The 26,442-nt window shown below is 53.9% G+C and carries 20 protein-coding genes and 1 pseudogene; 4 read left to right on the forward strand and 17 right to left on the reverse strand.

Going from position 1 to position 26,442, the window contains the following annotated elements:
- Positions 1-87 precede the first annotated feature (87 nt).
- Both ACMGGU_RS10795 and ACMGGU_RS10800 read right to left on the reverse strand, forming a co-directional pair.
- Positions 88-2,505 (reverse strand): glycogen/starch/alpha-glucan phosphorylase, encoded by a 2,418-nt coding sequence (locus tag ACMGGU_RS10795; protein WP_353143078.1) that lies wholly within the window; start codon positions 2,503-2,505, stop codon positions 88-90.
- Between the two features lie 263 nt (positions 2,506-2,768).
- On the reverse strand, positions 2,769-4,385 hold the full coding sequence (locus ACMGGU_RS10800) for a peptide ABC transporter substrate-binding protein (protein ID WP_262789627.1): 1,617 nt from the start codon (positions 4,383-4,385) through the stop codon (positions 2,769-2,771).
- Positions 4,386-4,570: 185 nt separating this feature from the next.
- On the opposite strand from ACMGGU_RS10800, the gene mpaA reads away from it, so the two are divergent.
- The gene (mpaA, locus tag ACMGGU_RS10805; RefSeq protein WP_104950820.1) at positions 4,571-5,284 is read left to right on the forward strand and encodes a murein tripeptide amidase MpaA; all 714 of its coding nucleotides are present in this window, start codon (positions 4,571-4,573) and stop codon (positions 5,282-5,284) included.
- On the opposite strand, the gene ycjG is transcribed toward mpaA, so the two are convergent.
- Positions 5,275-6,240, reverse strand: coding sequence for an L-Ala-D/L-Glu epimerase (gene ycjG / locus ACMGGU_RS10810; protein ID WP_420300544.1), 966 nt, complete (start codon positions 6,238-6,240; stop codon positions 5,275-5,277). The two genes, mpaA and ycjG, sit on opposite strands and share 10 nt — an antisense overlap.
- A gap of 107 nt (positions 6,241-6,347) precedes the next feature.
- Between ycjG and tpx the strand changes: the two genes are divergently transcribed.
- The gene (gene tpx / locus ACMGGU_RS10815) at positions 6,348-6,854 is read left to right on the forward strand and encodes a thiol peroxidase (protein ID WP_023335907.1); all 507 of its coding nucleotides are present in this window, start codon (positions 6,348-6,350) and stop codon (positions 6,852-6,854) included.
- A 275-nt stretch (positions 6,855-7,129) separates the two neighbouring features.
- Entirely contained in the window at positions 7,130-8,338 is a 1,209-nt protein-coding gene (locus ACMGGU_RS10820; protein WP_167211065.1) for an aldose 1-epimerase family protein, read from the forward strand.
- Positions 8,339-8,382: 44 nt separating this feature from the next.
- On the opposite strand, the gene tyrR is transcribed toward ACMGGU_RS10820, so the two are convergent.
- The 3 genes from tyrR to ACMGGU_RS10835 all read right to left on the reverse strand — a co-directional run bounded on the left by tyrR (position 8,383) and on the right by ACMGGU_RS10835 (position 12,483).
- Complete coding sequence (gene tyrR / locus ACMGGU_RS10825) at positions 8,383-9,924, reverse strand: transcriptional regulator TyrR (RefSeq protein ID WP_008501254.1); 1,542 nt, start codon at positions 9,922-9,924, stop codon at positions 8,383-8,385.
- A gap of 112 nt (positions 9,925-10,036) precedes the next feature.
- The gene (locus tag ACMGGU_RS10830; RefSeq protein WP_032674907.1) at positions 10,037-11,089 is read right to left on the reverse strand and encodes a YcjF family protein; all 1,053 of its coding nucleotides are present in this window, start codon (positions 11,087-11,089) and stop codon (positions 10,037-10,039) included.
- Positions 11,086-12,483, reverse strand: coding sequence for a YcjX family protein (locus tag ACMGGU_RS10835; RefSeq protein ID WP_045415711.1), 1,398 nt, complete (start codon positions 12,481-12,483; stop codon positions 11,086-11,088). Before ACMGGU_RS10835 ends, ACMGGU_RS10830 begins: the two co-directional genes overlap by 4 nt.
- 155 nt (positions 12,484-12,638) lie before the next feature.
- On the opposite strand from ACMGGU_RS10835, the gene ACMGGU_RS10840 reads away from it, so the two are divergent.
- Positions 12,639-13,649 carry a LacI family DNA-binding transcriptional regulator gene (locus ACMGGU_RS10840; protein WP_032674909.1) on the forward strand — a complete coding sequence of 337 codons (1,011 nt, stop codon included), beginning with the start codon at positions 12,639-12,641 and terminating at the stop codon, positions 13,647-13,649.
- A gap of 34 nt (positions 13,650-13,683) precedes the next feature.
- Here the strand turns inward: ACMGGU_RS10840 and ACMGGU_RS10845 are convergent, their stop codons facing one another.
- From ACMGGU_RS10845 to ACMGGU_RS10895, 11 genes and pseudogenes are all read right to left on the reverse strand, one after another.
- Positions 13,684-14,598: an OmpG family monomeric porin gene (locus ACMGGU_RS10845; protein WP_045908864.1), complete on the reverse strand. Its 915-nt coding sequence runs from the start codon at positions 14,596-14,598 to the stop codon at positions 13,684-13,686.
- Between the two features lie 66 nt (positions 14,599-14,664).
- Positions 14,665-15,747 (reverse strand): ABC transporter ATP-binding protein, encoded by a 1,083-nt coding sequence (locus ACMGGU_RS10850; protein WP_048223583.1) that lies wholly within the window; start codon positions 15,745-15,747, stop codon positions 14,665-14,667.
- Positions 15,748-15,760: 13 nt separating this feature from the next.
- Entirely contained in the window at positions 15,761-16,426 is a 666-nt protein-coding gene (pgmB, locus tag ACMGGU_RS10855; protein ID WP_048223585.1) for a beta-phosphoglucomutase, read from the reverse strand.
- Positions 16,416-18,694, reverse strand: a pseudogene (locus tag ACMGGU_RS10860) (glycoside hydrolase family 65 protein). The gene pgmB and the pseudogene ACMGGU_RS10860 overlap by 11 nt, the downstream one beginning before the upstream one ends.
- Complete coding sequence (locus tag ACMGGU_RS10865; RefSeq protein ID WP_395299345.1) at positions 18,688-19,746, reverse strand: Gfo/Idh/MocA family protein; 1,059 nt, start codon at positions 19,744-19,746, stop codon at positions 18,688-18,690. Before ACMGGU_RS10865 ends, ACMGGU_RS10860 begins: the two are co-directional and overlap by 7 nt.
- Positions 19,747-19,757: 11 nt before the next feature.
- Positions 19,758-20,546: a sugar phosphate isomerase/epimerase family protein gene (locus tag ACMGGU_RS10870; protein WP_045908869.1), complete on the reverse strand. Its 789-nt coding sequence runs from the start codon at positions 20,544-20,546 to the stop codon at positions 19,758-19,760.
- A 17-nt stretch (positions 20,547-20,563) separates the two neighbouring features.
- Entirely contained in the window at positions 20,564-21,616 is a 1,053-nt protein-coding gene (locus ACMGGU_RS10875; protein WP_048029783.1) for a zinc-dependent alcohol dehydrogenase, read from the reverse strand.
- Positions 21,617-21,644: 28 nt separating this feature from the next.
- Positions 21,645-22,487, reverse strand: coding sequence for a carbohydrate ABC transporter permease (locus tag ACMGGU_RS10880; protein WP_008501243.1), 843 nt, complete (start codon positions 22,485-22,487; stop codon positions 21,645-21,647).
- Positions 22,474-23,355 carry a carbohydrate ABC transporter permease gene (locus tag ACMGGU_RS10885; RefSeq protein WP_420300545.1) on the reverse strand — a complete coding sequence of 294 codons (882 nt, stop codon included), beginning with the start codon at positions 23,353-23,355 and terminating at the stop codon, positions 22,474-22,476. The genes ACMGGU_RS10880 and ACMGGU_RS10885 overlap by 14 nt, the downstream gene beginning before the upstream one ends.
- A gap of 22 nt (positions 23,356-23,377) precedes the next feature.
- The gene (locus ACMGGU_RS10890; protein ID WP_063621847.1) at positions 23,378-24,670 is read right to left on the reverse strand and encodes an ABC transporter substrate-binding protein; all 1,293 of its coding nucleotides are present in this window, start codon (positions 24,668-24,670) and stop codon (positions 23,378-23,380) included.
- A gap of 14 nt (positions 24,671-24,684) precedes the next feature.
- Positions 24,685-26,382, reverse strand: coding sequence for an alpha-amylase family glycosyl hydrolase (locus tag ACMGGU_RS10895; protein WP_420300546.1), 1,698 nt, complete (start codon positions 26,380-26,382; stop codon positions 24,685-24,687).
- Positions 26,383-26,442 lie beyond the last annotated feature (60 nt).

Raw genomic sequence — 26,442 nt, forward strand, 5'->3', positions numbered from 1 at the left:
AGCCTCGCATCAGGGGCGTAACGTGTTCCCGAATGATGATCATAGTGCACCGATATCGCTCCCGGAAGGCAACCGGAAGCATGACCATCAGCAATTTATTCCCCAAATATCCCTTGCATAGCCCTGAATGGTTCTGTCACTCGAAAACTCTCCCATTCGGCTAATATTTAGCAACGCTTTTCGATGCCACTGGCGGGGATGTTCAAAATCAGCCATTGCCTGACGTTGGGTTTGACTGTAGCTGTCAAAATCCAGCAGATGACAATAATGATCGGCTGTTGTCAACATATGGTGTAGCGGTGCAAAAATTTCGCGATCGGCGCTAAATTCACCTGAAATAAGCGTATCCACTATACGCATCATTCGAGGATCGCTCTGACGATAGAAACGATTATTATCGCCATTTGAACGCATTTCATTGACTTCTTCAGCCGTCGCGCCGAAAAGATAGAAGTTTTCTGCCCCAACAGCATTAAGAATTTCAATGTTGGCACCATCATACGTACCCATTGTTAACGCACCATTCAGCGCGAACTTCATATTACTGGTTCCAGATGCCTCCGTACCTGCTGTGGATATTTGTTCAGACAGGTCTGTTGCCGGTATTATGCTTTCGGCTAAGGAGACTTTGTAATCCTCAAGAAAAATGACTTTCAGCTGTCCGGCAATACGCGCATCGCTGTTGATTTTATTCGCAACAGCATTAATTAACTGAATAATAAGCTTTGCCATTCGATAACCGGGTGCCGCTTTACCTGCAAAAAGATGCACCTTAGGCGCTATGGTTCTCCCATTCTCTTTAATATCAATATAGAGAGAAATGACGTGCAGAATATTCAGAAGCTGGCGCTTGTATTCGTGAATGCGTTTTACCTGGCAATCAAACATTGCCATCGGGTCCAACATAATCCCATAACGATGTGAAACAATCTGGCTCAGCGCGGATTTATTTTTGAATTTAATGCCGCGAATATGATCGATCACCCCCGTATCATCCGCATGCTTCTCCAGCTGTCGAAGCATATGTAAATCCGTCGGCCATCGGGTGCCCAATTGCTGATTCAGAAATGCGGCAAGATTTGGGTTAGCCTGCTGCAACCATCTGCGCGGCGTAATGCCGTTGGTCTGATTAATGAATTTATCTGGCGTAATAAAATAAAAATCGGGAACCAGGTGCGTTTTGATAAGCTCGGAATGGAGCATTGCCACCCCATTAACACAGTGACTCCCGACGATGGCCAGATTTGCCATCCTGATGCTTTTCTCGTTGTTCCCCGAAAACAGTGACAAGGAGGTCAATAAGTGCGGTTTGTCTGGCCATCGGGAGGCGACATCCGCAAGAAAACGGTGGTTAATCTCAAAAATAATCTGCAAGTGTCGCGGCAACAATTTTTCGAACAACGCCACTGGCCAGGTCTCCAGAGCCTCGGGCATCAACGTATGGTTGGTGTATGCACAGGTTCTTTGGGTGATATCCCAGGCCTGGTGCCAGGGAAGGCTGTATTCATCGACAAGTATTCGCATCAACTCGACAACAGCCAGCGCTGGATGCGTATCATTTAGCTGGATGGCGACATGCCGCGGCAGTAACGAAATGTCAGTTTCAATCTCAGCGTATTCGCGAAAAATATCTCGCAAGGTACATGCTACAAGAAAATACTCCTGAGTCAGTCGCAGCTCCTTGCCCGAGAGGATCTCATCAGAAGGATAGAGTATTTTTGAAATATTCTCGGAGGCGATTTTTTCACTGACCGCTTTGATGTAATCGCCATGGTTGAAAATATGAATATCAAAAGAGTTAGAGGCTACGGCACTGTATAAACGAAGCTTATTCGTGGTGCTACCTCTGTAGCCAGAAACGAAATAGTCATTTGGGATACCAACGATGGTATTCCACCCCAACCACATTGGATTATAATTCCCGTCAGCATCATCTGCATGCTCGATATATCCACCAATTGGGATCAGCATTGCCTGGCTATGATGTTCAACCAGCCAGGGGGAATGCATGGAATGCCAGTCGTCCGGATGTTCGATTTGCTGACCATTCTGAAAAGACTGCCTGAATAAACCATATTCGTATTTAATGCCATGACCTGAGGCAGCAATGTCTAACGTTGCCATTGAGTCAATAAAGCAGGCAGCTAACCGCCCAAGGCCACCATTTCCAAGCGCGGCATCGGGTTCTTCGTCAAGAATACCATCGAAATCAAACCCCAGGTCAGTGACAACCTGACGCATATCATCAAGCAAATTCAGGTTCATCAGGTTATTGCGTAATGACTGCCCAAGCAAAAATTCCATCGAGAGATAATAAACGCGTTTTTTCTTTTCCACGCGTTGCCGGGCCTGACTATCGAGAAAGCGATCTTGCTGAAAATACCGCACTGCCAGCGCCACAGCATTGAATATATCGCCGTTGGTAGCCTTGTCTATGCTAACGCATAATGTATATTTTAATTGTGTTTCGACAAGTTCACGCAACTCTCTGTTAGTGAAAGACATGTTGACCTCACTGGAGTTACTGCATGTTTTTAATATGCAGAACACAAGATATTATTTTGTTCAAGTGTAGACGGCGATATTCAACTCATGCAATTTTTACCCACCATTGCGTATGGTGTTGTTTTTGTATCGCCTGAGAAATATCAGCAGTAAGTATCGTCAGGAAAGTGCGACGTTCTGCTGTGGCGGGAGAGAATCAGAAGGAGCAACTGGCGCTAAGCTCCGCGCCAGTTCTGGATTTGGTAGCAGCGACCCCCTACTCGTCAGTGCTTCTCAATATACATCGTCCGGCTATACGCCACGTCTTCCGGGTTATTAATGGGGTACCCTTTCACCCAGGGTTTAATCAGTCGACCGTTGGTGTACTGGTAAATAGGCGCGATAGGTGCTTTCTCCATAAGGATTTTCTCCGCCAGGTTGTAGTCGGTGTTACGCGCTTTCGCCGTGGTTTCGAGCGTCGCCTGGTGGATAATTTTATCGTAAGCCGGGTCATTAAAACGCGAGATATTGCCGCTGTGGGTTGAGGTCAGCAGGGACAGGAAGGTCGAGGGCTCGTTGTAATCCCCCACCCATGACGCGCGGATCACGTCAAAATTGCCGGTATTGCGGCTGTCAATGTAGGTTTTCCACTCCTGGTTTTGCAGCTTAACATCCACACCGAGATTTTTCTTCCACATGGACGCCACCGCAATGGCGATTTTCTGGTGGTTTTCCGACGTGTTGTACAGCAGGTTCAGCTTCAGCGGACGCTGAGGGCCGTAGCCTGCGGCCTGGAGCAAGGTTTTGGCCTGAGCGTTCAGCTCCTGCTGGGACATCTGCTCGAACGGTGAAGGTTCAGGCGTGAAGCCCGCCGTCACGTCAGGGGTAAAATGCCAGGCCGGTTTTTCGCCGGTACCCAGTACCTTTTCCGCCATAATGCGGCGATCGATAGTCATACTCAGGGCAAGACGAACCCGGGCATCGGCCGTCGGCCCCTTTTGCGTATTAAACGCGTAGTAGTAGGTCCCGAGCTGAGGCGGCGTATACACCTGTCCCGGAATGTCCTTCAGGAGCTTCTGATACATGTTTTTCGGGAACGATTCGGTAATATCGATATCCCCTGCCAGATAGCGTTTCGTGGCGGACGATTCCTGGTTAATCGGAATAAAGGTCACTTTTTGCAGGACAGTTTTCGCATTGTCCCAATAGTGGGTGTTCGGCACGACAACCAGTTTTTCATTCACCACGCGGTCGTTCAGGACGTAGGCGCCATTACCGACCAGCGCTCCCGGACGCGTCCACTCTTTCCCGCTTTCGACGTTCGCTTTTTGCACCGGATAGAAGGCGAAGTTTGCCGTCAGGTTGCTAAACCACGGTAGCGGTTTATCCAGCTGGACGCGCAGCGTCCTGGCATCGACCGCCGTCACGCCCAGGGTATCAGGCGCTGCCTTACCGTCGATGATAGCCTGCGCATTGTTGATACCTGCCAGCGCTGCAAACCAGGCAAACGGAGAGGTCGTTTTTGGGTCAACCAGACGCTGCCAGCTGTAGACAAAATCCTGCGCGGTGACCGGCGTACCGTCAGACCATTTTGCGTTATCACGCAGGGTGAACGTCCAGGTACGGTTATCGTTACTCTGCCAGCGCGTCGCCACGCCCGGGGTCAGTTCCCCTTTCTCATTCTGATTCACCAGCCCTTCGAAAAGATCGCGAATCACCTGAATCTCTGGCAACCCCACCGCTTTTGCCGGATCGAGCGAAGCCGGTTCATCTTTAATATGTCTGACCAGCTCCTGTTTTTGCGCCAGCACCGTGCCCTGTGGGACATCAGCAGCGTATGAGAGTGTAGAGAGCCCGCACAGGCACAGTGCGGTGAAAAGACGCGAAACAGGATGCTTCATAAGATCCCCTTTAAAAAATTCAGGTAACAAGCAGATGCGTAATTATTTGTTTCGACAATAAGAAATGCAAATAACTTACGCCTGAATAGTGATTTAAGGCAATTCTCAGCCGCTACGGAAACTATTTGATTAACAGCGGCTTTTGCACAACACTGCCAGTAGAGACTTTTTTATCAGGATTTCGTATGGCAACCACCCGACCCCGCGCGGAACGCGGCGCCTTCCCTCCGGGCGCTGAACAATATGGCCGCTCATTTTTAGGCGCATCGCTGATCTGGTTCCCGGCACCCGATGCCGATCGCGACAGCGGTTTGATTATTGCCGGCACGCACGGTGATGAAAACTCGTCTGTCGTCACGCTCTCGTGCGCGCTGCGGACATTGACCCCTTCATTACGACGTCATCACGTGATTCTTGCCGTCAATCCGGATGGCTGTCAGCTGGGATTGCGGGCGAATGCGCGGGGCGTCGACCTGAACCGTAATTTCCCGGCAGCAAACTGGCGCGCTGGCGAAACGGTTTATCGCTGGAACAGCTCCGCCGAGGAGCGAGACGTGGTGTTGCTGACGGGAGACAACCCTGGCTCAGAGCCGGAAACGCAGGCGCTGTGCCAGCTTATCCATAAGATCCACCCCGCCTGGGTTGTCTCCTTCCACGATCCGCTGGCCTGCATTGAAGATCCGCGCCACTCTGACCTGGGCGCGTGGCTGGCACGGGCGTTCGACCTGCCGCTCGTCACCAGCGTGGGTTATGAAACACCCGGATCATTCGGGAGCTGGTGCGCCGACTTAAGCTTGCCCTGCATCACCGCTGAGTTCCCGGCGATCTCCTCCGACGAAGCCAGCGAAAAATACTTAAAAGCCATGATGGAGCTTCTGCGCTGGCAGCCTCAGAGATGAAGCACGCCGCTGGTAAATTTCAGGGCCGGTGAAACGTCAACCGCCAGCCACGTAGGGCCATCCAGATCGGCGAAACGAACCTGATTGACCAGCGGCAGCGCCGCGCCGATCGCCCGGGAGGTGCAAAGCATGCATCCCAGCATCAGGGCGAACCCCTGCGCCCTGGCGTCCGCCGCCAGAGCCAGGGCTTCAGTCAGTCCGCCTGCCTTGTCGAGCTTGATATTGACCATGTCATAGCGGCCCTTAAGCTCGCTCAAATTCTCGCGTGTGTGGCAGCTTTCATCCGCGCACACGGGCAACGGATGGATAAAATTCTTCAGCGCCGCATCCTCTTTTACCGGCAGAGGCTGCTCCAGCATCGCCACGCCCAGATCGGCCAGCAGCTGGCATCGCGCGGCCAGCCCTTCGGGATGCCAAGACTCGTTGGCGTCCACAATCAGCGTGGCTGAGGGGACCGCCGAGCGAATGGCGACCATCCGCTCGCTGATCAGACGATCGTCTAGCTTCACTTTTAACAGCGTGGCTCCGGCGTCATAGAGCGCTTTCGCACTGGCGGCCATCTGCTCCGGCTCACCAATCACGACCGTTTGCGCGGTCACGATCGATTCGGGCACGACCACGCCCAGCAATGACGTCAGCGATTTTTGCTGCTGAGCGGCTTCAAGGCTCCAGAGCGCACAGTCGATGGCGTTGCGCGCCGCCCCGGCGGGTAAACGCTGCTGTAATGCCTCGCGCGTGAGCCCTTTTTGCAGGTCTGGCACCAGGGTCATGATCTGCGCCATTACAGATGCAAGGCTTTCCCCATAGCGCGGATAAGGCGTACATTCCCCGACACCTTTCCCCCCCTCTTCTTCAATTTCAACCACGACCACGCTGGCTTCACTTCGGCTGCCGCGCGAAATCACAAACGGGGTATGCAATGGCCAGGCTTCTTCATAGACCTTAACGCTTCTCATCACTGACTCCTTGCGGCCCGGAAAGGCGAAAAATTTGGTTTGCCGTGTTATCTGCTGATGGCATACACTAGCCACGACGTTAACTATATGTAAACAGGAAGATATCTATGTCACAACTCGTTCATTTCCAGGGCAACCCGGTTGCTGTAGCAGGTTCCATTCCGCAGGCTGGCAGCAAAGCGCAGGCATTTACTCTGGTGGCTAAAGATCTGTCTGACGTCACACTGGCTCAGTTTGCGGGCAAACGCAAAGTACTGAACATTTTCCCAAGCATTGATACCGGTGTTTGTGCCGCATCCGTGCGTAAATTCAACCAGTTGGCGACTGAAATGGACAACACCGTTGTGCTGTGCATTTCCGCTGACCTGCCGTTTGCCCAGTCCCGTTTCTGCGGTGCCGAAGGCCTGAGCAACGTTATCACCCTCTCCACCCTGCGCAGCGCAGATTTCCTCGAGAAATACGGCGTCAGCATTGCGGAAGGCCCACTGAAAGGTCTGGCAGCACGTGCTGTACTGGTTCTGGACGAAAACGACACTGTCGTCTTCAGCGAACTGGTTAACGAAATCACCACCGAGCCGGACTACACTGCCGCGCTGGACGTGCTGAAAGCATAATAAGTCCTTAGCATTCTATACAACTTATTCTCAACCTCGCCTCGGCGGGGTTTTTTATTATTTCAAAGCTGAATCGTTAAAGCTTAAATGCTCGCATGTCACATTAATCCTGCAATAATCAGAACAATATGTAACATGATCGTGATCAACAACGCATAATAATCGTAAAAATCCCCCATTTTCATCCCGAGTGAAGCCCATCACATTTCCCTTTTTGTCTAAACATTAGATTTGCTTACGAAAGAAAATAATCGTTTCAGCAAAAAGGATACAATATGAAGATCAAATTCGCTTTTACGCTTCTGGCGGTCCTGGTTTCTGGCCATGCCGCGGCTAAAACCTGGGTGCTGACAAGTGCTGAAAGCAGCGTAGAGAAAGGAAACTGGAAGATTTCCAGTGATGAGCTGAAAGTTAAAGATCAGACGTTCAGCATTGAGCAAAAAATCTTACACGGCGGCAAGCAGGAAGGCAGTAAAGTCATCATTATTAGCAGTAAAGATGGCCTGACGATTACCCTGAGCCCGACACGCGGCATGAACCTTCTGCACGTTGAAGGGTTTGGCACCCGACTGGGATGGAATTCACCCGTCAAAGAGGTCGTCAATCCTGCCTATATCAATCTTGAAAGCCGAAACGGTCTCGGCTGGCTGGATGGTTTCAACGAGATGATGGTGCGCTGTGGCTACGAGTGGACAGGTCATCCGGTCACCGCAGATGGACAAATTTATACCCTTCACGGCAGGGCCGGAAATACACCGGTATCGCAGGTGGAAGTTGAGGTGGCGGATACCGCCCCGCATGAGATCCGCGTTCGGGGTTTGATCAAAGAGAGCACGTTCAAAAAAGCGGATCTGCAAACCATGACCGAACTGCGCTACGTTCCAGGGACCAACCAGTTCAGTCTGCATGATGTTCTGACCAACCATGCCGATTACCCTCATGATTATCAAATCATCTATCACAGCAACTTCGGGACGCCGATCCTCGAAGAAGGCGCACGTTTCCTTGCGCCGGCGGCGAGCGTGAGCCCATTCAATGACTACGCCAAAGCGGGCGTAAACGACTGGCAAACCTACGCCGGGCCGACAAAAGGCTTTGATGAGATGGTCTTTAATATTCAGCCGCTCGCCGACAACAACCACGAAACGCTCGCGGCTGTGGTCAATAAAGCCGGCGATAAAGGCGCGTCAATCCAGTTTGATACGCGCCAGTTGCCCGTGCTGACCTTATGGAAAAACACCGACACGCTGAAGCAGGGTTATGTCACGGGCATTGAACCGGGCACCAGCTACGCCTACCCCGTCACGATTGAACGCGAACAGAAGCGGGTTAAGCAGCTGCAGCCTGGCGCCAGCGCGCAGTTTGATCTGACCTATACCCTGCTCCACAGCCCGCAGCAGGTGAAAGAGGTTGCAAGCAGGATTGCGTCGATTCAGGGCGAGACAAAAACAGACATCGTTAACACGCCGCTGGCGAAGGAATAAATCTAAAGTGAAAAGTAAAAAGCCTCTTTGCAGAGGCTTTTTTGTTATTCGTCACCTTTCTTATGATTCAAACCATATTCACGTAGCTTATTTGCGATCGCGGTGTGCGACACGCCAAGGCGTTTTGCCAGCTTACGGGTGCTGGGATAGCTGCGGTACAGCTGCGTCAGCACAGAGCGCTCAAAACGGCTGGTGATATCATCCAGCGACCCTTCCATCGCCTCTTCGCCTACGGATACCGTCCCGGCGTCGTAATCCGGCAACAGGATATCCTGCGGACGCAGCTCATACCCTTCAAGCTGGGTCAGCGCGCGATAAACGGCGTTTTTAAGCTGACGAATGTTGCCCGGCCAGCCGTAGCGCATGAGCACCGTGCCCAGATCGGCAGACAGCTTCGGACGCGGCACACCCTGCTCGTCGGCAAAGCGGGCGACGAACAGCTCCGTAAGCGGCATGATGTCCTGCGGGCAATCGCGCAGCGGCGGAATGTTCAGCGTCAGGACGTTAAGGCGGTAATAGAGATCCTCGCGGAAGATCCCCTTTTGCACCAGTTCCACCAGATTCTTCTGGGTGGCGCAAATGACGCGCACGTCCACATGCACTTCGTGATCCTCACCGACGCGGCGGAACGTGCCGTCATTCAGGAAACGCAGCAGCTTAGCCTGCATACGCGGCGACATTTCGCCGATCTCGTCCAGCAGCACCGAGCCGCCGTTAGCCTGCTCGAAGAACCCTTTCTTGCCCTCCGGCGCGTGACCAAACAGCTCACTTTCAACGGCATCTTCCGGGATAGAGGCGCAGTTAAGTGCCAGGTAAGGCTTGGCCGCACGCGGGCTCGCCAGATGCACGGCGTGAGCCAGCAGGTCTTTCCCGGTGCCGGTATCCCCGGTAATCAACAGCGGCGCGGTCAGGCTTGCGAGCTTACGCGCCTGATCAACCACATGACGCATTTTAGGGCTGACGGCAATAATCTGGCTGAATGCGCCAACGTCCTGACTGGAGAGGTTTTGCAGCTGACGACCCATGCGCAGCGTCGAGCGCAGCATGATCACCGCCCCGGTCAACACGCGGGTATTCCCTTCCCCTTTCAGATAGACCGGCGTGATCTCCATCAGGAAATTCTGCCCGTTAATCACCACATGCTCGCTGTGCGTGTTCTGCGGATTGCTGTCCAGCCAGCGCTGGAAGTTAAAACCGGGGATCAGCTGCGCGGCGTGATGATTGCTCAGCTTCTCCTGACTCTGTGCGAAAAGCTGGCAGCTCGCGTGGTTAACGCGCTCAACTTTGCTTTTCAAATCCAGGGAGAGGAACGGCTCAGGCATGGCTTCCAGCAGCGCGCTCAGCGCCAGGTGCTCACGCTCGGACGGCATCCAGGGGATGGTGCGCACATCCGTAACGCCAGCGATACGGCGGATTTCCGCCATCAGGCTGCTAAAGGTATTAAATTCAATTTCGGCAAAATTGAGGTAAATTCGCCCGACAGGATCGATCTCAATGCCACGTAAATCAATGCTACGTAAAACAAGAAGATCGAGTAATTCGCGGGTCAGACCGAGACGGTCTTCACAGAAGACTTCAAGACGCATGGGAAATTCACCGTTTTAAGCCAATAACAGTAAAATGATATGTCAGAACACGGTGATCCGGAAGATGGCTGTCAACAAATATTGACAGCCAGCACGATTAGTGAACAAAACCTCACGGCGCAGGTTTTTTATTGAGCGTCTCTTTGAGCTGGCCGATCAGTTCACGCCTGAAATCCCCCAGACGGGGCTTATCGCCATCGATCCACGGCAGCGGACGGCAGACTTCCATCGCTTTAATCCCCAAACGCGCGGTTAATAACCCCGCACCGATGCCCTGAGCCGCACGGGCAGAGAGACGCGCCGCCAGATCCTGCGACATCCAGTCCATTCCCACTTCGCGCACCAGCTCACTCGCCCCGGCAAACGCGATATTGAGCAGGACCAGCTTAAACAGTCTGAGCCGACTGTAGTAACCCAGCTCTATACCGTAAAGGTTCGCGATACGGTTGATCAGGCGCAGGTTACGCCAGGCGATAAAGGCCATATCGACCAGCGCCAGCGGGCTGACGGCAATCATCAGGGTGGATTCCGCCGCAGACCGGCTGATTTCGCGCCGCGCCTGAGCATCCAGCACCGGCTGAACCATGTGGGAATAGAGCGTCACTACTTCCCGGTCATTCTGGGTCTCATGGATGGCGGCGTACCAGCGCTGAAGCGCCGGGTGCGACTGATCGATTCCGGCCTGACTCGCCAGCTTTTCACAGAACGCGCGACCTTTCCCGGTGCCGTGGCTGTGGAGCAGATCCCGCGCTTCATCACGCTCATGCGCGCGCTGGCGCAAACGCCAGAGCCGACGCCACTCGGTGGCAACCGACCCGACGCCCGCCCCCACAATCAGCGCGCCCGCGGCGCATCCGCCCAGCGCGACCCAGTCCTGAGTTTGCCAGGCATTCATCGTCCACTGCACGCCCTGAGCCACCACGCTTACGCCAAACAGCGCCAGACCGGCGGTAACCATCCTGCGCCACAGGCTGCGTTTTGGACGCAGCGCGGCGTCCACGACCGCCTCCGCCGGACCGTCCTCAACAGCGGGCTCGTCCTGCAGCGCCGGGGCAAAGTTATCGGCCTGGGTTCCGCTGAACGTCTGCGCCGTTTTGAACGCCTCCTGAGCGTCCTGCTCAAGCGTTCCGGTAAAGTCAATGCGCGGTTTTAACGGTTCCGTCATCGCAATTTATCTCCAATCAAAAACTCCAGCGCCGCATCCAGACGGATGTGCGGTAATGGCCTGTCGACGCTCATTGCCTGCGGGCGGAAGGCTTCAAACTGGAAGCCCTGATTCTGCCAGAAGGCCTGACCCGGCAGCCGCGCAGGCACTTCGCCCGGATACACGGTAAGCGGTTCACCGTCGCTGAGTCGGTTCCCGCGTAATGCCGGTATTTTCTCGCCGTTAAGGTCAATCAGCCCGCTTTGCGTTGCCTGCACCGACGCGAGCCCAAGGCAATCCATGCTGATCCCTTCGAAGGCGGCGTTTTGCCAGGCGTCCTGCACCAGTTGCTGCAGCAGCGACACCATATTGGCATGCTGGTCAACCGTGACGTGATCGGCTTTTGTGGCCGCAAAGAGCAGTTTGTCGATCACCGGTGAGAACAGACGGCGGAACAGCGTTCGCTGTCCATAGTGAAAACTTTGCATCAGTTGCGTCAGGGCAAGGCGCATATCGTTGAATGCCTGTGGCCCGCTGTTGAGCGGCTGCAGACAATCCACCAGCACAATCTGACGGTCAAATCGTAAAAAGTGGTTCTTATAAAATCCCTTAACCACTTTTTCACAGTAGTAATGGTAACGCTCGCGCAGCATCCCGGCGTTAGTGTGCTTATCAGCCTGCGCCAGCGTCGACTCGCCAACCCCGTCCACATCTGGCCAGGGGAAAAACTGAAGCGCAGGCGCGCCTGCTAAATCACCCGGCAGAACAAAGCGCCCCGGCTGAATGAAGTGTAACCCTTCCTGTTTACACTGGTGTAAATACGCCGTCCAGGCGTCGGCAATGGCCGCCAGACGGTTTTCATCTGCTGGGGCAAGCGGATCCAGCCCTTCACACAGCTGGCGCCATTTGGCTGACCACCCGGCGCGCTGCCCCTGCAGCAATCCCGTCATCTGGCGTGACCAGCTGAGGTAATCCTGCGCCAGCATTGGCAGGTCGAGCAGCCATTCGCCGGGGTAATCAACTATTTCAAGGTATAGCGTGGAGGTATCCTTGAAATGGCGCATCAGGGATTCATTCGAGCGGAAACGCAACGCAAGACGAATTTCACTGACCCCTCGCGTCGGCGTCGGCCACGCGGGCGGATCGCCATACAGCTGCGCCAGCCCTTCGTCATAGGTAAAACGGGGAATACCAAAATCGCGCTGAGGGACGCGCTTAACGCCCAGCAAACGCTCTTCCCGCACCGCGCCAAGCAACGGCAGACGCGCTCCGGCGTGCAGGTTCAGGAGCTGGTTCACCATCGCGGTGATAAACGCCGTCTTACCGCTGCGGCTCAATCCTGTCACCGCCAGTCGCAGATGACGGTCAACGCCGCGGTTTACCAGTGAATTGATTTCGTTTTTAAGTCGCTTCATCGCCGTCCTTCGTTGCCTGGAAGCCTTGAATGCATGGCTTCAGAATACAATAAATGGGGGCAGATCGTTGATTATCAATTCTTATTTATTGCTATTGCCGTTTTTTCTCCAGTAAGATGAACGACATTGCTGTCAGTTCTGAGTGAGTAAGGTGTATGTCACCCACCATTTATGATATCGCACGGGTTGCGGGCGTATCGAAATCAACCGTTTCCCGCGTTCTGAATAAACAAACGAATATTTCTCCCGAAGCACGTGACAAAGTGCTGAAGGCGATTGATGAATTAAATTATCAGCCCAACAAACTGGCTCGCGCCCTGACCTCTTCAGGATTCGATGCCATTATGGTTATTTCGACCCGTTCAACCAAAACCACTGCCGGCAACCCTTTTTTCTCCGATGTTCTTCATGCCATTACGGCAAAAGCGGAAGAAGAAGGATTCGATGTTATTTTACAAACCTCAAAAAGCAGTGAAGACGATCTGCTGAAATGCGTGAGTAAAATAAAACAGAAGATGATCAAAGGGATCATCATGCTGAGTTCGCCCGCAAATGAATCCTTTTTCACCACGCTGGATGCGTATGGCGTACCGGTAGTGGTTATCGGTAAAGTGGAAGGTGAGTATCAGAATATTTACTCCGTCGACACGGATAATTTTCATGACAGCGCCACGCTGACGGAAACCTTTATTAAAAACGGCCGCAAGAAAATTGCCTGTCTGCATGCGCCGCTTGATTATCATGTTTCAATCGATCGCCTGGCGGGTTATAAAGCCAGTCTGGAAAAGCACCATATTGCGATGAACCCGGACTGGATCATGGACGGCGGTTATACCCATGAGAGTGCGCTTAAAGCGGCTCTGGAATTGCTCTCATCACCCACGCCGCCTGATGCCGTATTTGCTACCGACAGCATGAAATTACTCGGCCTTTATCGCGCGGCGGATGAGTTGAATCTGATGATTCCGGAACAGGTGGTGATAGCCGGATACAGCGACCCGATGCTGTCTCTCATTTTAACGCCCGCGCCTGGCGGCTTTGATATCCCTACCCGAAAACTGGGGGAAGAGAGCTGCGATCTTCTCTTCAGGCGTATCGCGGGCCATCCCGCCCCGCAAAAAGTGCTTGTCGATACGCATTTTTTACTGGCGGCCTCGCTGCGCTAAAACCAGGGGCTTGTAGCCCCTGGAAGCCCCTCGGTCAGAACGCGTAATTTACCCCAACGCCCGCATAGTGGAAGCGGTCGTTGTCACCCTCGTCATGGTTTTCCCATTCATAGGCGTATTCAAGCGTCATGGATAAACCGTTGTTGAAGTCATAGGCGTACTGCATACCCAGGCGGTTGAAATCATGCCCTTCACGCTCAGGATCGTCCTGCCAGTCCCAGTTCGACCAGCGATCGAGCCCCAGTCGCGTGTAAGGCGTTAAGGTCGTCTGGCCCAACGAAATAGGGAGATAGGCGCGAATTTCCTGGGTGGAGAACTCGCCGTTATTACGTGAACCGTCCATATTGAAACCGCGCTCTAAATAGTAATTTACTTTAGCGGCAAAGGTTTCGTTAATGGTCCAGGTAAAGCCCGTTTCGGTTTCGACGCGGCTGTCTGAATAGCCGGTTTTTTCCAGATCGTTAGCAAATTGATACATGGCAAACCAGCCGCCAAAACGCCAGTCGTCGGTTAATTTTATATCCCAGTCAGGCTGAATTTTGTAGCGCTGCATATTTGCGCTGCCGTCTCTGGCGCCGTGTTCATCCTTAAAGTGATAACCATAATTACGGAAGCCGCCGGTCAGACCGAACGTAAAATCATCGGTTCCGATAAAGCGATAGCGTAATTCAAATTCCGGGCGATCAAAATAGGTGCCACGGGTCATGCTGCTATAATCAACCGGCCCTTCCTGATACATTGCCAGCGAAATAGTCCAGGCATCCCAGGTTGCATTAAACCACACGGAAGGTTCATATAACCCGTCTTTATCCTCCCCCTGGCCTTCGACGTTTTCTATTTCATACATCGCGCCAATATTAAATTCCCACTGTTTAGCCGTTTCTGTTGCATGTGCACAGCTAACCCCTGCGCACAGCACGAGCGCAGCACTTTTTAGTAGAGTACTCATCAAATATTCCCTTTATAAGTAACAAACAAAAAAACCGGAAATGGGTATTTCCGGCGAACACCTTTCTTATCTAATAGCCGCTTCGGTTTCAGCGTCGAAGAAATGGCACTTATTCATATCGAACTGGATGCCGATATTATCCCCAGCGGCATAATCATTCGCGGCTCCCGCGCGAACAACCAGTTCATGGCCACCAACGGTGGCGTAGAGCATGAACTCTGCACCGGTCAGTTCGGCCACGCTGACTTTTGCCGCGATGTTTTCACCGCTACTCTGCTGGGTGAGAATATCTTCCGGGCGGATCCCAAAGACCACGGCTTTACGCTGGTACCCTGCGGCATGCAGTGACGCGAGTTTGTCTTCGGGGATCTCGAGACGCAGCGTTTCCGTGACGAAATAGCGGTCGTCGATGGCGCCACGAACAAAGTTCATGGCTGGCGAGCCAATGAACCCCGCAACAAACATGTTTGCCGGCTCGTTGTATACCTGCTTCGGTGCACCAACCTGCTGAATAATGCCGTCTTTTAAGATCACAATCCGGGTCGCCATCGTCATGGCTTCCGTCTGATCGTGGGTCACGTAAATCATCGTGGTATTGAGCTTCTGATGGAGCTTGCTGATTTCAGCCCGCATTTGCACGCGAAGCTTGGCATCGAGGTTGGAGAGCGGTTCATCCATCAGGAAGACGCCCGCTTCCCGGACTATCGCCCTGCCCAACGCCACGCGCTGACGCTGGCCACCGGACAGCGCGCCGGGTTTACGCTTGAGGTACTCCCGTAAGCCGAGGATCTGTGCCGCCCAGTTAACGCGCTCTTCGATAACCGCCGGGGCGATTTTCTGCATCTTCAGGCCAAACGCCATGTTGTCGTAGACCGTCATATGCGGGTAAAGCGCATAGTTCTGGAACACCATGGCGATGTCGCGTGACTTGGCGGGCACGTCGTTCATGCAAACGCCGTCGATGACCAGTTCGCCGGCGGAGATTTCCTCCAGCCCGGCAATCATGCGCAGCGTTGTCGATTTACCGCAGCCAGACGGACCGACAAAAACGATAAACTCCTTGTCCTCGATTTCGAGATTAAAATCCTTCACCACGTGGACCTGGTTATCGTAAATTTTCTGAATATGTTTCAGTGACAGTTGTGCCATTTTTAATTCCTTATCAATACGCCCGGGAGGCCCAGAAATCGGTCAGGCATTTCCAGGTCAGTTCCTGCGTTGAATGAAGCTGTAATCCCGCATGGGTCAGGCCTGAGCCAATCCCGACCGACAGCATGCCCGCCGCGTTGATCGCCGCCACGCCTGCGGGCGCATCTTCGACCCCGATGGCCGCATCGGGGCGGACGTTCAGGCCAGCACACGCGGCGAGGAAGATCTCCGGATCCGGTTTTGAACAGACAATGCGGGAGGCATCAGCGCAAAAATCAAAGGCGTCATGAATACCCAGGGCATGCAGTATTCCAGGTGCATTGAGGGAAACGGAGGCGAGCCCAATTTTCACCTCTGCCGCTCGAATGTCCGCCAGCACCTCCCGGATACCCGGCAGCAGCGACGCCTCGGTCAATGACGACAGCGATGCGACGTAGAGCGCATTTTTCTTCCCCGCCAGCGCCAGACACTGTTTATCGTCAAACGCCCCCTCTTTCCCACCGTGTCGCAGGATCCGCTGCAGGGATTCCATGCGGCTAATTCCCTTCAGCTCCTCGTTAAACACCTCATCGATAGTGATGCCGATCTCCTGCGCGACCGAACGCCAGGCGAGAAAGTGCAGATGTGCGGTATCGGTGATAACCCCATCAAGATCGAATACAACCGCTTCAGGCTTCATCGCTGGCCTCCGTGGTAGCGGTCCCATTAAAAGATGTAAGAAATTCCCTACGAGAGAATGCCTGCCGCTCCGATACGCAAACCGTTTTTCCCCACAGCGTTAACGTGACGGGCGCGGAGGTATCGATGGTTAAAACGTCATTTTCAAACGTGAAGCGCAGGCGTGCGTTCTGCCAGCGCAGAGGGAAGACAAGTTTTCGCCAGTGAGCGGGTAGCTTCGGCGCAAGGTGCAGCTCGCCCTCAACAATCTGCATGCCGGCAAACCCCTGAATGACGCCGGACCAGATGGCACCCGTGGCCGCGGCATGAATGCCGTCATCGCTGCTGTGCGGATCGTCGCCCAGATCGATAGCCACGCCAGCGCGCCAGAAGGCGTAAGCCCCTTCCGTATCGCCACAGCGGGCGGCCACAATGCCGTGAATAGCCTTGCTCAGCGAAGAGTCATGGATCGTCCGCGGCTCGTAAAACGCCAGGTTGGCCGCGCACTGGGCTGGGGTAAATTTCTCCGGCAACAGGTAGTTAAGCATCACCACGTCAGCCTGCTTGAGGATTTGCATCTCGTTAACTTCCGCGCGAGAGTAATCCAGCAGGATGGTCTGCTTACCCGCTTTGGCTTTATAGCGGCTTAAATCGATGGCGGGTTTCGCCATGAACGAATCGTCCTGCGGGATCACTCCCCCGGCGTCGGCTTCCGGCAGCCACAAGCGGGCCAGGAAGGTGGTCGCCTTCTCCATGAAGCAGGCCTCTTCACGCTCAAACATCGATATAAACCGGCATGCGCTGGCCACGTTGTGCCAGGCCAGATAGTTGGTGTAGGCGTTGTTATTCACATGCTCGGTGTATTCGTCCGGCCCAATCACATCATGAATTTCCAGGCGCCCGTTGACCTCCGTGGCGCGGCCCATCCAGAACGTTGCCGTCTCCACCAGCAGGGTCAGCCCTTCATTACGCATAAACGCATCATCGCGCGTGGCCTGCCAGTAGGCCACAACGGCCCAGGCAATGTCCGCCACGATGTGGTGTTCGGCCAGGGCGGAGGCCACTTTCTGCCGCATGCCCGTACGGATGTTGATAGCCGCAAACTCCGGCGTCTCCTCTTTGCCGCTCGCGGCACTCTCCCACGGGAACAGCGCGCCCGGCCAGCCGTTGCGGCGGGCTTTTTCCCGGGCCCGGCCAGGTTCAGCCAGCGATAGCGCAGCAGACTGCGGGCCACTTGCGGACGAGTGAAAAGATGGAAAGGCAGCAGGAATATTTCGGTGTCCCAGAAGACATGGCCTTTATACCCCTCGCCGGTCAAGCCCTTAGCGGCAATGCTGCTCCGCTCATCATGAGCTGGCGTCATGGTGGTCAGATGCCAGACGGCATAGTCCAGCGCCATCTGATCGACAGGAGATGCAGAAGCCACTTCCACCCGGGCATCGCGCCATACGTCTTCCCATGCGCAGGCTGAACTTTCCAGCAGCGAGGCATAACTCCTTGCTGCACAAACCTTGAGATCCGCCAGCGCGCCGCGCGCGAAAGATTCCTGCGACAGGGCTTTATCGCTGCGATGGACCACCCAGACAAACTTATCCAGCGTGACAGTGTCACCCTTCGGTATCGTCAGGGAGTAGTGAGCAGAGAGCCGACGATTTTTAGCGGTAAAGCAGCTTTCGCTGTCGGCTGATAGCTGACAAAAGGCTGAGATGACAACATCAGCGGCCCGGTCCTGCGTTTCATACACACCCTGCATATAGTGCTGGTCGAACACCCTGACGGAAATTTCATCCAGATGCTGCCGGCCCGTATTGGTTTGTGTCGCATCAATGCCGGTTTTCATCACCACCTGCGAAGCATCATCCAGCGGGGTGATCGCAAGCTGCATGGCCACAAGCGGCAGCTGATCCAGAGAGACAAAACGACGACTCTCCAGGCGATAGCGCTTTCCGTTGGGCGAACGCCAGACGACGCGGCGATGCAGTTCGCCGTTGGCAAACGCCAGCTCGCGCTGCCACTCAAGCATCTCCCCGGCCAGAAGGGTGTAATTCACCCCGTCCAGCTCAACCTCGATACCGGTGATATCGGGCAAATTGATCAGCTCAGTGGTCTCGTTACGTCCCGCCTGATGATAGAGACCCGCAAGATACATTCCTCGGGTTTGCTGGGTGTAATCTTCTTCATGCGCAGCGCGAATGCCCATGTAGCCGTTACCGCATGCCATAATGGATGCGTACTTATTCAGACTGTGCGGACAAAAGCCCGGATCGGTTAATACAGACACGCTCAGCATAATGTTACGCTTTCCCCTGTTTCTGCCGACTGATAAAGCGCCGCGACAAGCTGCTGAATCACTAGCCCCTGTTCAGCATCTGCAATCATTACGGGCTCTCCCTGCACGTGGCGGACAAAGGCCTCCATGCTGCGTAAATGGCGCTGGTCGTCAGCCTCTTCACGCTGAACCAGGGTTTGTAACGTCCCGGCGTCATCCTGATAAACGTGGGCCGGGAAAAGCGTCGCCCCCGCCTTTTCACCGCAAAAGGCGACATTCATGATCGACTGCTCGCGGATATTCAGCGCGAACGAGGTGTCCAGACGCAAAATACCGCCGTTGCAGAATTCGATAGTGCCAAACAGGGCATCTTCCACCGTAAACTGTGCGGGATCCCACGCGCCGAACTGGCCGCTGCTTTTTTGGGTTCCCAGCCTCTGGAAGCCGTGCGCCGTGACTCTTTTGACCGCCGGGAAACCCAGTACGTACATCGCGGCATCCAGCATGTGAATGCCAATGTCAATCAGCGGCCCACCGCCCTGCAGCGCTTTGTTAGTGAAGACGCCCCAGCCCGGCACGCCACAGCGCCGCAGCGCCTGCGCCGAGGTGAAGTAGATTTCGCCCAGCGTTCCGTTCATCACGGCCTCGCGCAGCAGCTGCGTGTCGAGCGCGAAACGGTGATGAAAATCATATGCCAGCACCTTCCCCGCCTTGCGTGCAGCTATCCGCATCTCATCGGCCTCTTGCGGCGTCATGGCGGGCGGTTTTTCGCACATCACATGACAGCCAGCCTCCAGCGCCGCCATCACATGCTCAAAATGAAATCGGTTTGGCGAACAAACGCTCACCACATCCGGCTTAACCGCCTCCAGCATGGCGCACGCGTCCTGCCACGCCGACGGTATGGCATGACGCTTCGCAAAAGCCTGTGCCTGTTCGAGGCGGCTGTCCATGACAGCCACCATCTGAACATCACTGCGCGTGGCGTAATACGAGGCATGCACTTTGTCCGCAACCTGCCCGGCGCCAATGATGGCGACGCGCAGTGGCGACGTTGTTGAAGCACTCATCACGCTCGTCATCCTTAGCATTCACGTAAATAAGTGAGGGAATCCCGATAAGCCTGAGCGGGATCTTCAGCACGTACGCGGCACTCGTAAACCACATAGCCCTGGTAATTATCCGCACGCAGCTGATCGAACAGGCTGGCAAAATCGAGGCTACCGCTTCCCGGCTGGTAACGGTGGTTATCAGCGATGTGCACGTGGCCCAGCAGATCGCGATGCTGATGCAGCGCCTCCGTCAGCGAATCTTCTTCAATGTTCATATGATAGAAATCACCGATGATCTGCACGTGCTTGAGGGCGTTCTCTTCGATATAGCGTCGTGCGTCAGCCAGGGTGTTGATCATGTGATCCTGATAGCGGTTCAGCGGCTCCAGATAGACGGTGGTTCCGGTGCGCGCTGCCACCTCATCCAGCCAGCGCAGCGAAGCACTTACCGCTTTGCGGTCGCCTTCGAGGCTGCGTGGTGAAGTCATTGGCGGTAAACGGAAGGTGAACATGCCCCAGGCTGCAGGTACGATAATGCCCTTGCCGCCCACTTCGGCCAGCGCTTCCAGAATGCGTTCAATCTGGGCTAAGCCGTTCAGACGACGCTCTTCGATAAAGTCACCAATCCAGCCATCGTATCCGCCGCAGGCGGTCGTGACCGGCAGGCCGGTGGCCTTAATCGCCGCTTTCACCTCGGCGAGGTTTTCCACCAGCAGCTTGCCGTCAATTTCATAGCCATCAAAACCCATCGCTTTGATGTACTCGAATTTCTCCAGGATATTGCCCGGGAAAAAGGCCTGATTTTGTGTTGCGATTTTCATGAGTTGCTTTCCTTAGCTTAAAAAGTGACGCCCATTTTGATGCTCAGTTCCGGATGCTGATCCACATATTTCATGTAGCTTTCAGCGCTGCTGGTGAAGGTCACGACCGGGTCGATCAGATCTTCACAATTCAGATAACCGTTCATCAGCAGTTCCCAGCAGGTCTCTTCAATACGCTTGCGGCTCCAGCGCGGGTAGTCCGGGTTTGGCTCACTGCAGGCGCGGGAGAAGACAATCTTCGCGTTGTTGAAGTGCGCTTCACGCCCCAGATTGAAGCCTGCAGCGAACGGTTTAGCGAACGCAACGTAGGAAATAGTGCCGCCGTAGGCGAGGCCGCGCAGTGCGGACTGCAGCGCATCGGCAAAGCCGCTGGTCTCGATGATCACATCTGCGCCCTGCTTTCCGGTCAGCTTTTTAATTTCCAGACCGACATCTGTGCCGATTGGGTTGAGGCAGTAGTCCGCGCCATGACGGCGGGCAATGTCGCAACGGTGTTCGATAGGATCCACGCCGATGACGACTGACGCGCCGGCTTTTTTCGCCAGTTGGATCGCAATCTGCCCAATCGCGCCGAGGCCTACAACCACGACAAAATCCCCGACCCGCACGTTGGCATCACGCACGCCGCTCATGGCAAACTGTGCCGGATCGTAGCAGACGGCGTTCTTCCAGGAGGCACCTTGCGGCATTTTGCGCAGCTTGTAGTTGTTGACGGCATTCACGATGACCGTCTCCTGGAGCGGCCCGTAACAGCAGACGCGATCGCCCGTCTGGTATTCCGTGACGTCAGCGCCGCATTCGATAATGTCGCCAACAATCATATTGCCCAACTGGAACTTACCGAATTCTATCCCGCGGGCCGCCCCCTCTTCGCGCGGGGTAAACATCTGCCACTCCGCATTGAACTCTTCATCGATAAACGGACTTGCCGCGCGGAAATCCACCACTTCGGTACCGTGTTTCGGTGCGCCAAAGCAGGCACGAATTTTCACTTCATGTCCCGCAACCGGGCGGTCTTCATACTCTACGAGCGCCGCCACGCGTGGCGCTGTCGCAACTAATTTTTTCATGATTGACTCCTTGTTAAAATTGGCCGCCTCAGCCCTTCACGCCACCGGCGGTCAAACCACTTTTAATAAAACGTTCAGACAGGGCGTACATGATGACCACCGGAAGTGCCGTCACCAGCGATGCCGCCATCATGCGACCCCAGATATAATCAGGTGTGCTAAAGAGCGTGTTCAGCCCGACCGGCAAGGTGAAGTTGCTGGCGCTGGACAGGAAAATGGACGCAAACAGATAGTCGTTCCACGCCACCATGAAGCAGTAGACAAACACCGATACGAGCCCGGATATCGCCAGCGGCACGGTAATACGGAAGATGATTTGCAGGCGGTTAAGGCCGTCCATCATTGCGGCTTCTTCTATTTCGTCCGGAATGGTGTCGAAGTAGCTGCGCAGCATGAACACCGCCGTCGGTAACGTCTGCGTCACCATGGTGATAATCAGCGCCAGCTCGGTGTCGTAGATCCCCAGCGCGGTGATGATTTTGAACAACGGCACCACCAGCAAGATGCCGGAGAACATGTAGACGGTGTAAAAACTCGCATTGATCGTCGTGCGGCCCTTAAAACGCAGCTTGGACAAGGCGTAAGCGCCCAGCGTACCGAGAAACACGGCAATCACCGATGAGGTCAGCGACACCACCATGCTGTTTCTGAAGTAATCCACAAACGGGAAGATCAGCGGGTTAAAGATGTCGATGTAATGCTGCAGCGTCCACGCCTGCGGCAGAATGGTCGGATGGAGCGAGATCGCCTCTTTGGCGCTCTTGAATGACGTCATCAGCATCACGAAGAACGGGAAAAGCGTGATGATCAGAAATACCGCCAGCCCCAGATAAAAACCAATACGGCTCAGTACGCGTTTATTTGTTGCCATTGAGGTTCACCCTTTTTCTGGTCAGCAGAATCACAGCGAAGATGATCACGAACAGCACCACAGAGATCGCCGCTGCTTTGCCCAAGTCGTTGAAAGCGAATGCGGTTTTGTAGAGATAGACGCCCAAAATATCGACCTTCGTGGTCAGCAGGTAGACGTCAGCAAACATGTAGAACATCCAGATGGTACGAAGCGTGACCACCGTGGCCAGCACCGGCATAATCGCGGGCAGCGTGACGATACGAAAACGCTGCCAGGCATTCGCGCCGTCCATTTCCGCCGCTTCATACAGGGATTTATCAATGGTCTGTAAAATCGCCAGGAATGAGATAAACGCGTACGGGAAGTAACGCCAGATCGCGAACAGCACCACCAGTACGAAGCTGCTGTTCGGGTTGTCAAACCACAGCGGCGCCTGGTCATACAGGTGCAACAGGTCTACACCCAGATAGTTCACGATGCCGTAGCCGTTGTTGAACATGTATTTCCAGGCAAACACCAGCGAAATAGACGGCGTGACGTAGGATAAAATCACCAGTGAACGTGCCGTCTTGCGCAGGCGAAACTCGCGATTGAAAAAGATGGCGACGGCAAGCCCCAGCACCGTGCTGCCAATCACTACCAGCGCCGTGTACCAGAAGGTCATCCACAGCGAGTGCCAGAAAGCGGCATCGCTGAGAATGCGAATGTAATTGTCCAGTCCGACAAACACGGCGCTAATGCGCGGATTGAGCGGCAAGCGTAAAAAACTGATTTCAATATTGGAAATCATTGGCCAGGCCACCAGGCCCCCCAGCAGTATCAGGCTGGGGGCCAACAGCAGCATGGCGAAAGGCATATCTGAAAGACCAGAAAACAACGTCTTCATAATTTCCTTCCGCAGAGCGCTCCTATCGTTGTGTAATGAGATCAGTCAGTCGCTTCTGGCTGCTGCTTAACGTTGTGTTAAGGTCCTTCTGCCCCACCGTGACGTTATGCACCATGGAACTGATAATGCCGGAGCCCGTCACGTCGCCCATGCGGGTGAAGTTTTTATCCCCCACGGCGCCAAACACCTGCACGTTCGGGAACTGCGCAATCAGCTCATAAGGCAACTGCCCAAACGCTTTAATCACGTCGTTGTTTTTCCAGGTCTCCGTGCCCACCACCAGTTTGTTTACCGGCAGCGCCGCGCCCGGCGACATCATGACCCAGTCCGTCGCGTTTTGAGCCTGTTCCATCCAGGTAACAAACTTCTCGGCCGCTTTGGTCTCCGCTTCGGTTTGTCCGGTGGTGATCGTGAGCGAGGTGATCATGCCGTACACCGCCGATGACGTTTCAGTCGGTACAACGAAGCCCAGATTAGAAGGGTTTCCGTCCTTGTAGACGGCAGGCAGGATGTAGGTGGAGTAAACCGCCATCGGCGCAGAACCGTTCATGAAGGCGTCTTTGATCTCCATGACATCGTTCGAACCCGGCATGGTGGTCGCAGCCAGCGCTTTATAAAACGCCAGCGCTTTTGCCATTTCCGGGGTATCGATATCGACATTGCCTTTTGCATCAAACACGTTCGCGCCACCGGAAAGGGCAAACTGAGAGAATGACTGCTCGGTCATCACGCTTTCCGCCGTCGGCAGCGCGATGCCGTAATGCTTTTTAGCCGGGTCGTTCAGGCGCTGGCTGGCTTGCAGAAGCTGTTCCCAGTTATGCGGCTCCTCAATGCCCGCCGCGGCCAGCACATCTTTGTGATACCAGACGCCGGAAAGCCAGGCGCTGACCGGCACGCCCGTCCAGGCTGCGCCATCTTCCGTACGGACTACGCGTAAGATTCCGTCATAGAAGGTGTTTTCCCCCACCGCCTTAACGGCTTCCGCGATAGCGTCACGATCCAGAAGCTGTTCTTTATCCATCACTTTTGCGTAGTCATGGCTGACCTCAATCACTTCAGGCAGCGCGCCGGTTCTTGCCAGCGTAATCACCTTGGTGTTGTAGGCATCCTCTTCCACCGGTACCTGTTTTACCGTGATGTCAGGGTTCTCTTTCTCGAATTTTTCGATCAGTTTCGTAATAACGGCCTGACGCTCCTGCTCTACCGACGAGTGCATAAACTCAATGGTGACAGAGGACGCTTTGTCATCCTTACAGCCTGATAACAGGGCGCACGAAACCAGTGCTGATATCAGCACAATTCTGGGTGTTTTCATGTTTAAGGTCCTTTTTAGTTTTCTTTAATCCACAAAACCTGCCATGGATTTAGGGTCAGAGTCGTATCGGTAATATCTTCTCCGCTAATCAATTCCCTTCCGGCGTGAATATCAGCTCCAACCGTTTGAGGAGCATCACTGAAATTAAATAGCGCTGTTATTTTTTTACCACAATCCGCCACGCGAACAATTTTTAAAACATGCTCGCCTGACGTGCTAAAATAAGCCTGACTGTCAGGGTGAAATGCTTTTTCCGCACGACGCAGTACGATTAACTGGCTTAACGCACAATAGACCTGATAACGCAGACTATTTTTATCTTCAAGCGCACTATCAATTTTTCCTGCGGTATATTTTTCGCGATTTATCGCACGGTTATATCCCAGACGCTCTACCCCGTCATAATCATTACGGGAACCGAGAATACTCTGGATATAAATCGCAGGCACACCGGGGAAGCTTAAAAGGACGGCATGGGCCAGAATAAACCGGGCAATGCGATCGCTATCATGACTTTCTCGCGTACTTAATGCATCCAGATAGGTCACATTAATTTCATAAGGGCTTCGTGTGCCATCCGGGTTATTTTTCCAGTTAACCAACGCGCCTTCAGACTGCAGCTTCTCTACAAGCGAGAGGATCTCCGACTCAGGTAATATTCCGCGTAATGGGTTAAGACCAATGCCATCATGCGAGGCCAGGAAGTTGAACCAGGTGGTTTTGGTGGAAGGCAACGCCAGCGACGCCGCCCACTGGCTCAGCGTGCGCACATTCTGACAATGCACCGCATGCAGCACCAGCGGGGGCAACGAGAACTGATAAACCATCTGCGCTTCATTTTCGCCGTTACCGAAGTAAGAGACGTTATCTTTATGCGGAACATTCGTCTCGGTGATTATCACCGTGCCGGGGGCAACCGCCTCGGTAATGACGCGGAAAAGCTGGATGAGCTGGTGGGTTTGCTCAAGGTGAATGCAGCTCGTTCCCGGTATTTTCCACATGAACCCAACGGCATCCAGTCGAATATATCGCGCCCCTTCAATAAGGTAATGCAGCAGTACGTCGACCATCGCAATCAGCACCTGCGGAGAGGCGAAGTTGAGATCAACCTGGTCCTCACTGAAGGTGGTCCACAGGTGTCGTACGCTGCCATCATGAAGCGTGAAAGGGGTAAGAAGCGGTAAGGCACGCGGACGCGTCACCGCGGATAAATCTGTTTCAGGATCGACAGAAATAAAGAAATCATCATACCCTGGCATTTGCTTCAGGTAATTAGCAAACCAGGCACTTTTGGCCGACATATGATTGCAGACGAAATCAAACATCAGGCTGGCTGACTGTTTTAATTCAGCAACATCTCGCCATGTTCCGGTTTCAGGCGCAACTTCATGATAATCAATGACAGAAAAGCCGTCGTCCGAGGACCACGGATAAAAAGGCAAAAGATGGACATGAGAAAAAGAACGCGAAAGCCATTTGTTATAAAAACGTGTAAAAACAGGGAGTGCTTTCTCACCTTTCGCTGAAAACTGGTCGGCATAGGTTATCAGAACGACATCTTTTTCATCCCAGCCCATTTTACGCTTTTCTGTAATAACAGAGGCGGCCTTTTCAATATTTTCCAGCAACACATGAAGATGTGCTTCAGAAAACGTTTTTCCATAAACAAGATTAATGAGTGCTTTAATTTTTTCGTTCACTTGATTTTCCATGGTAGCGGTCCCACGGAGTGGCAATCTACTCCCATGAAAAATATCTGTCAACGGACCGGG

This window comes from Enterobacter sp. BNK-8, from assembly GCF_048685095.1.
Lineage (GTDB): Bacteria > Pseudomonadota > Gammaproteobacteria > Enterobacterales > Enterobacteriaceae > Enterobacter > Enterobacter quasiroggenkampii.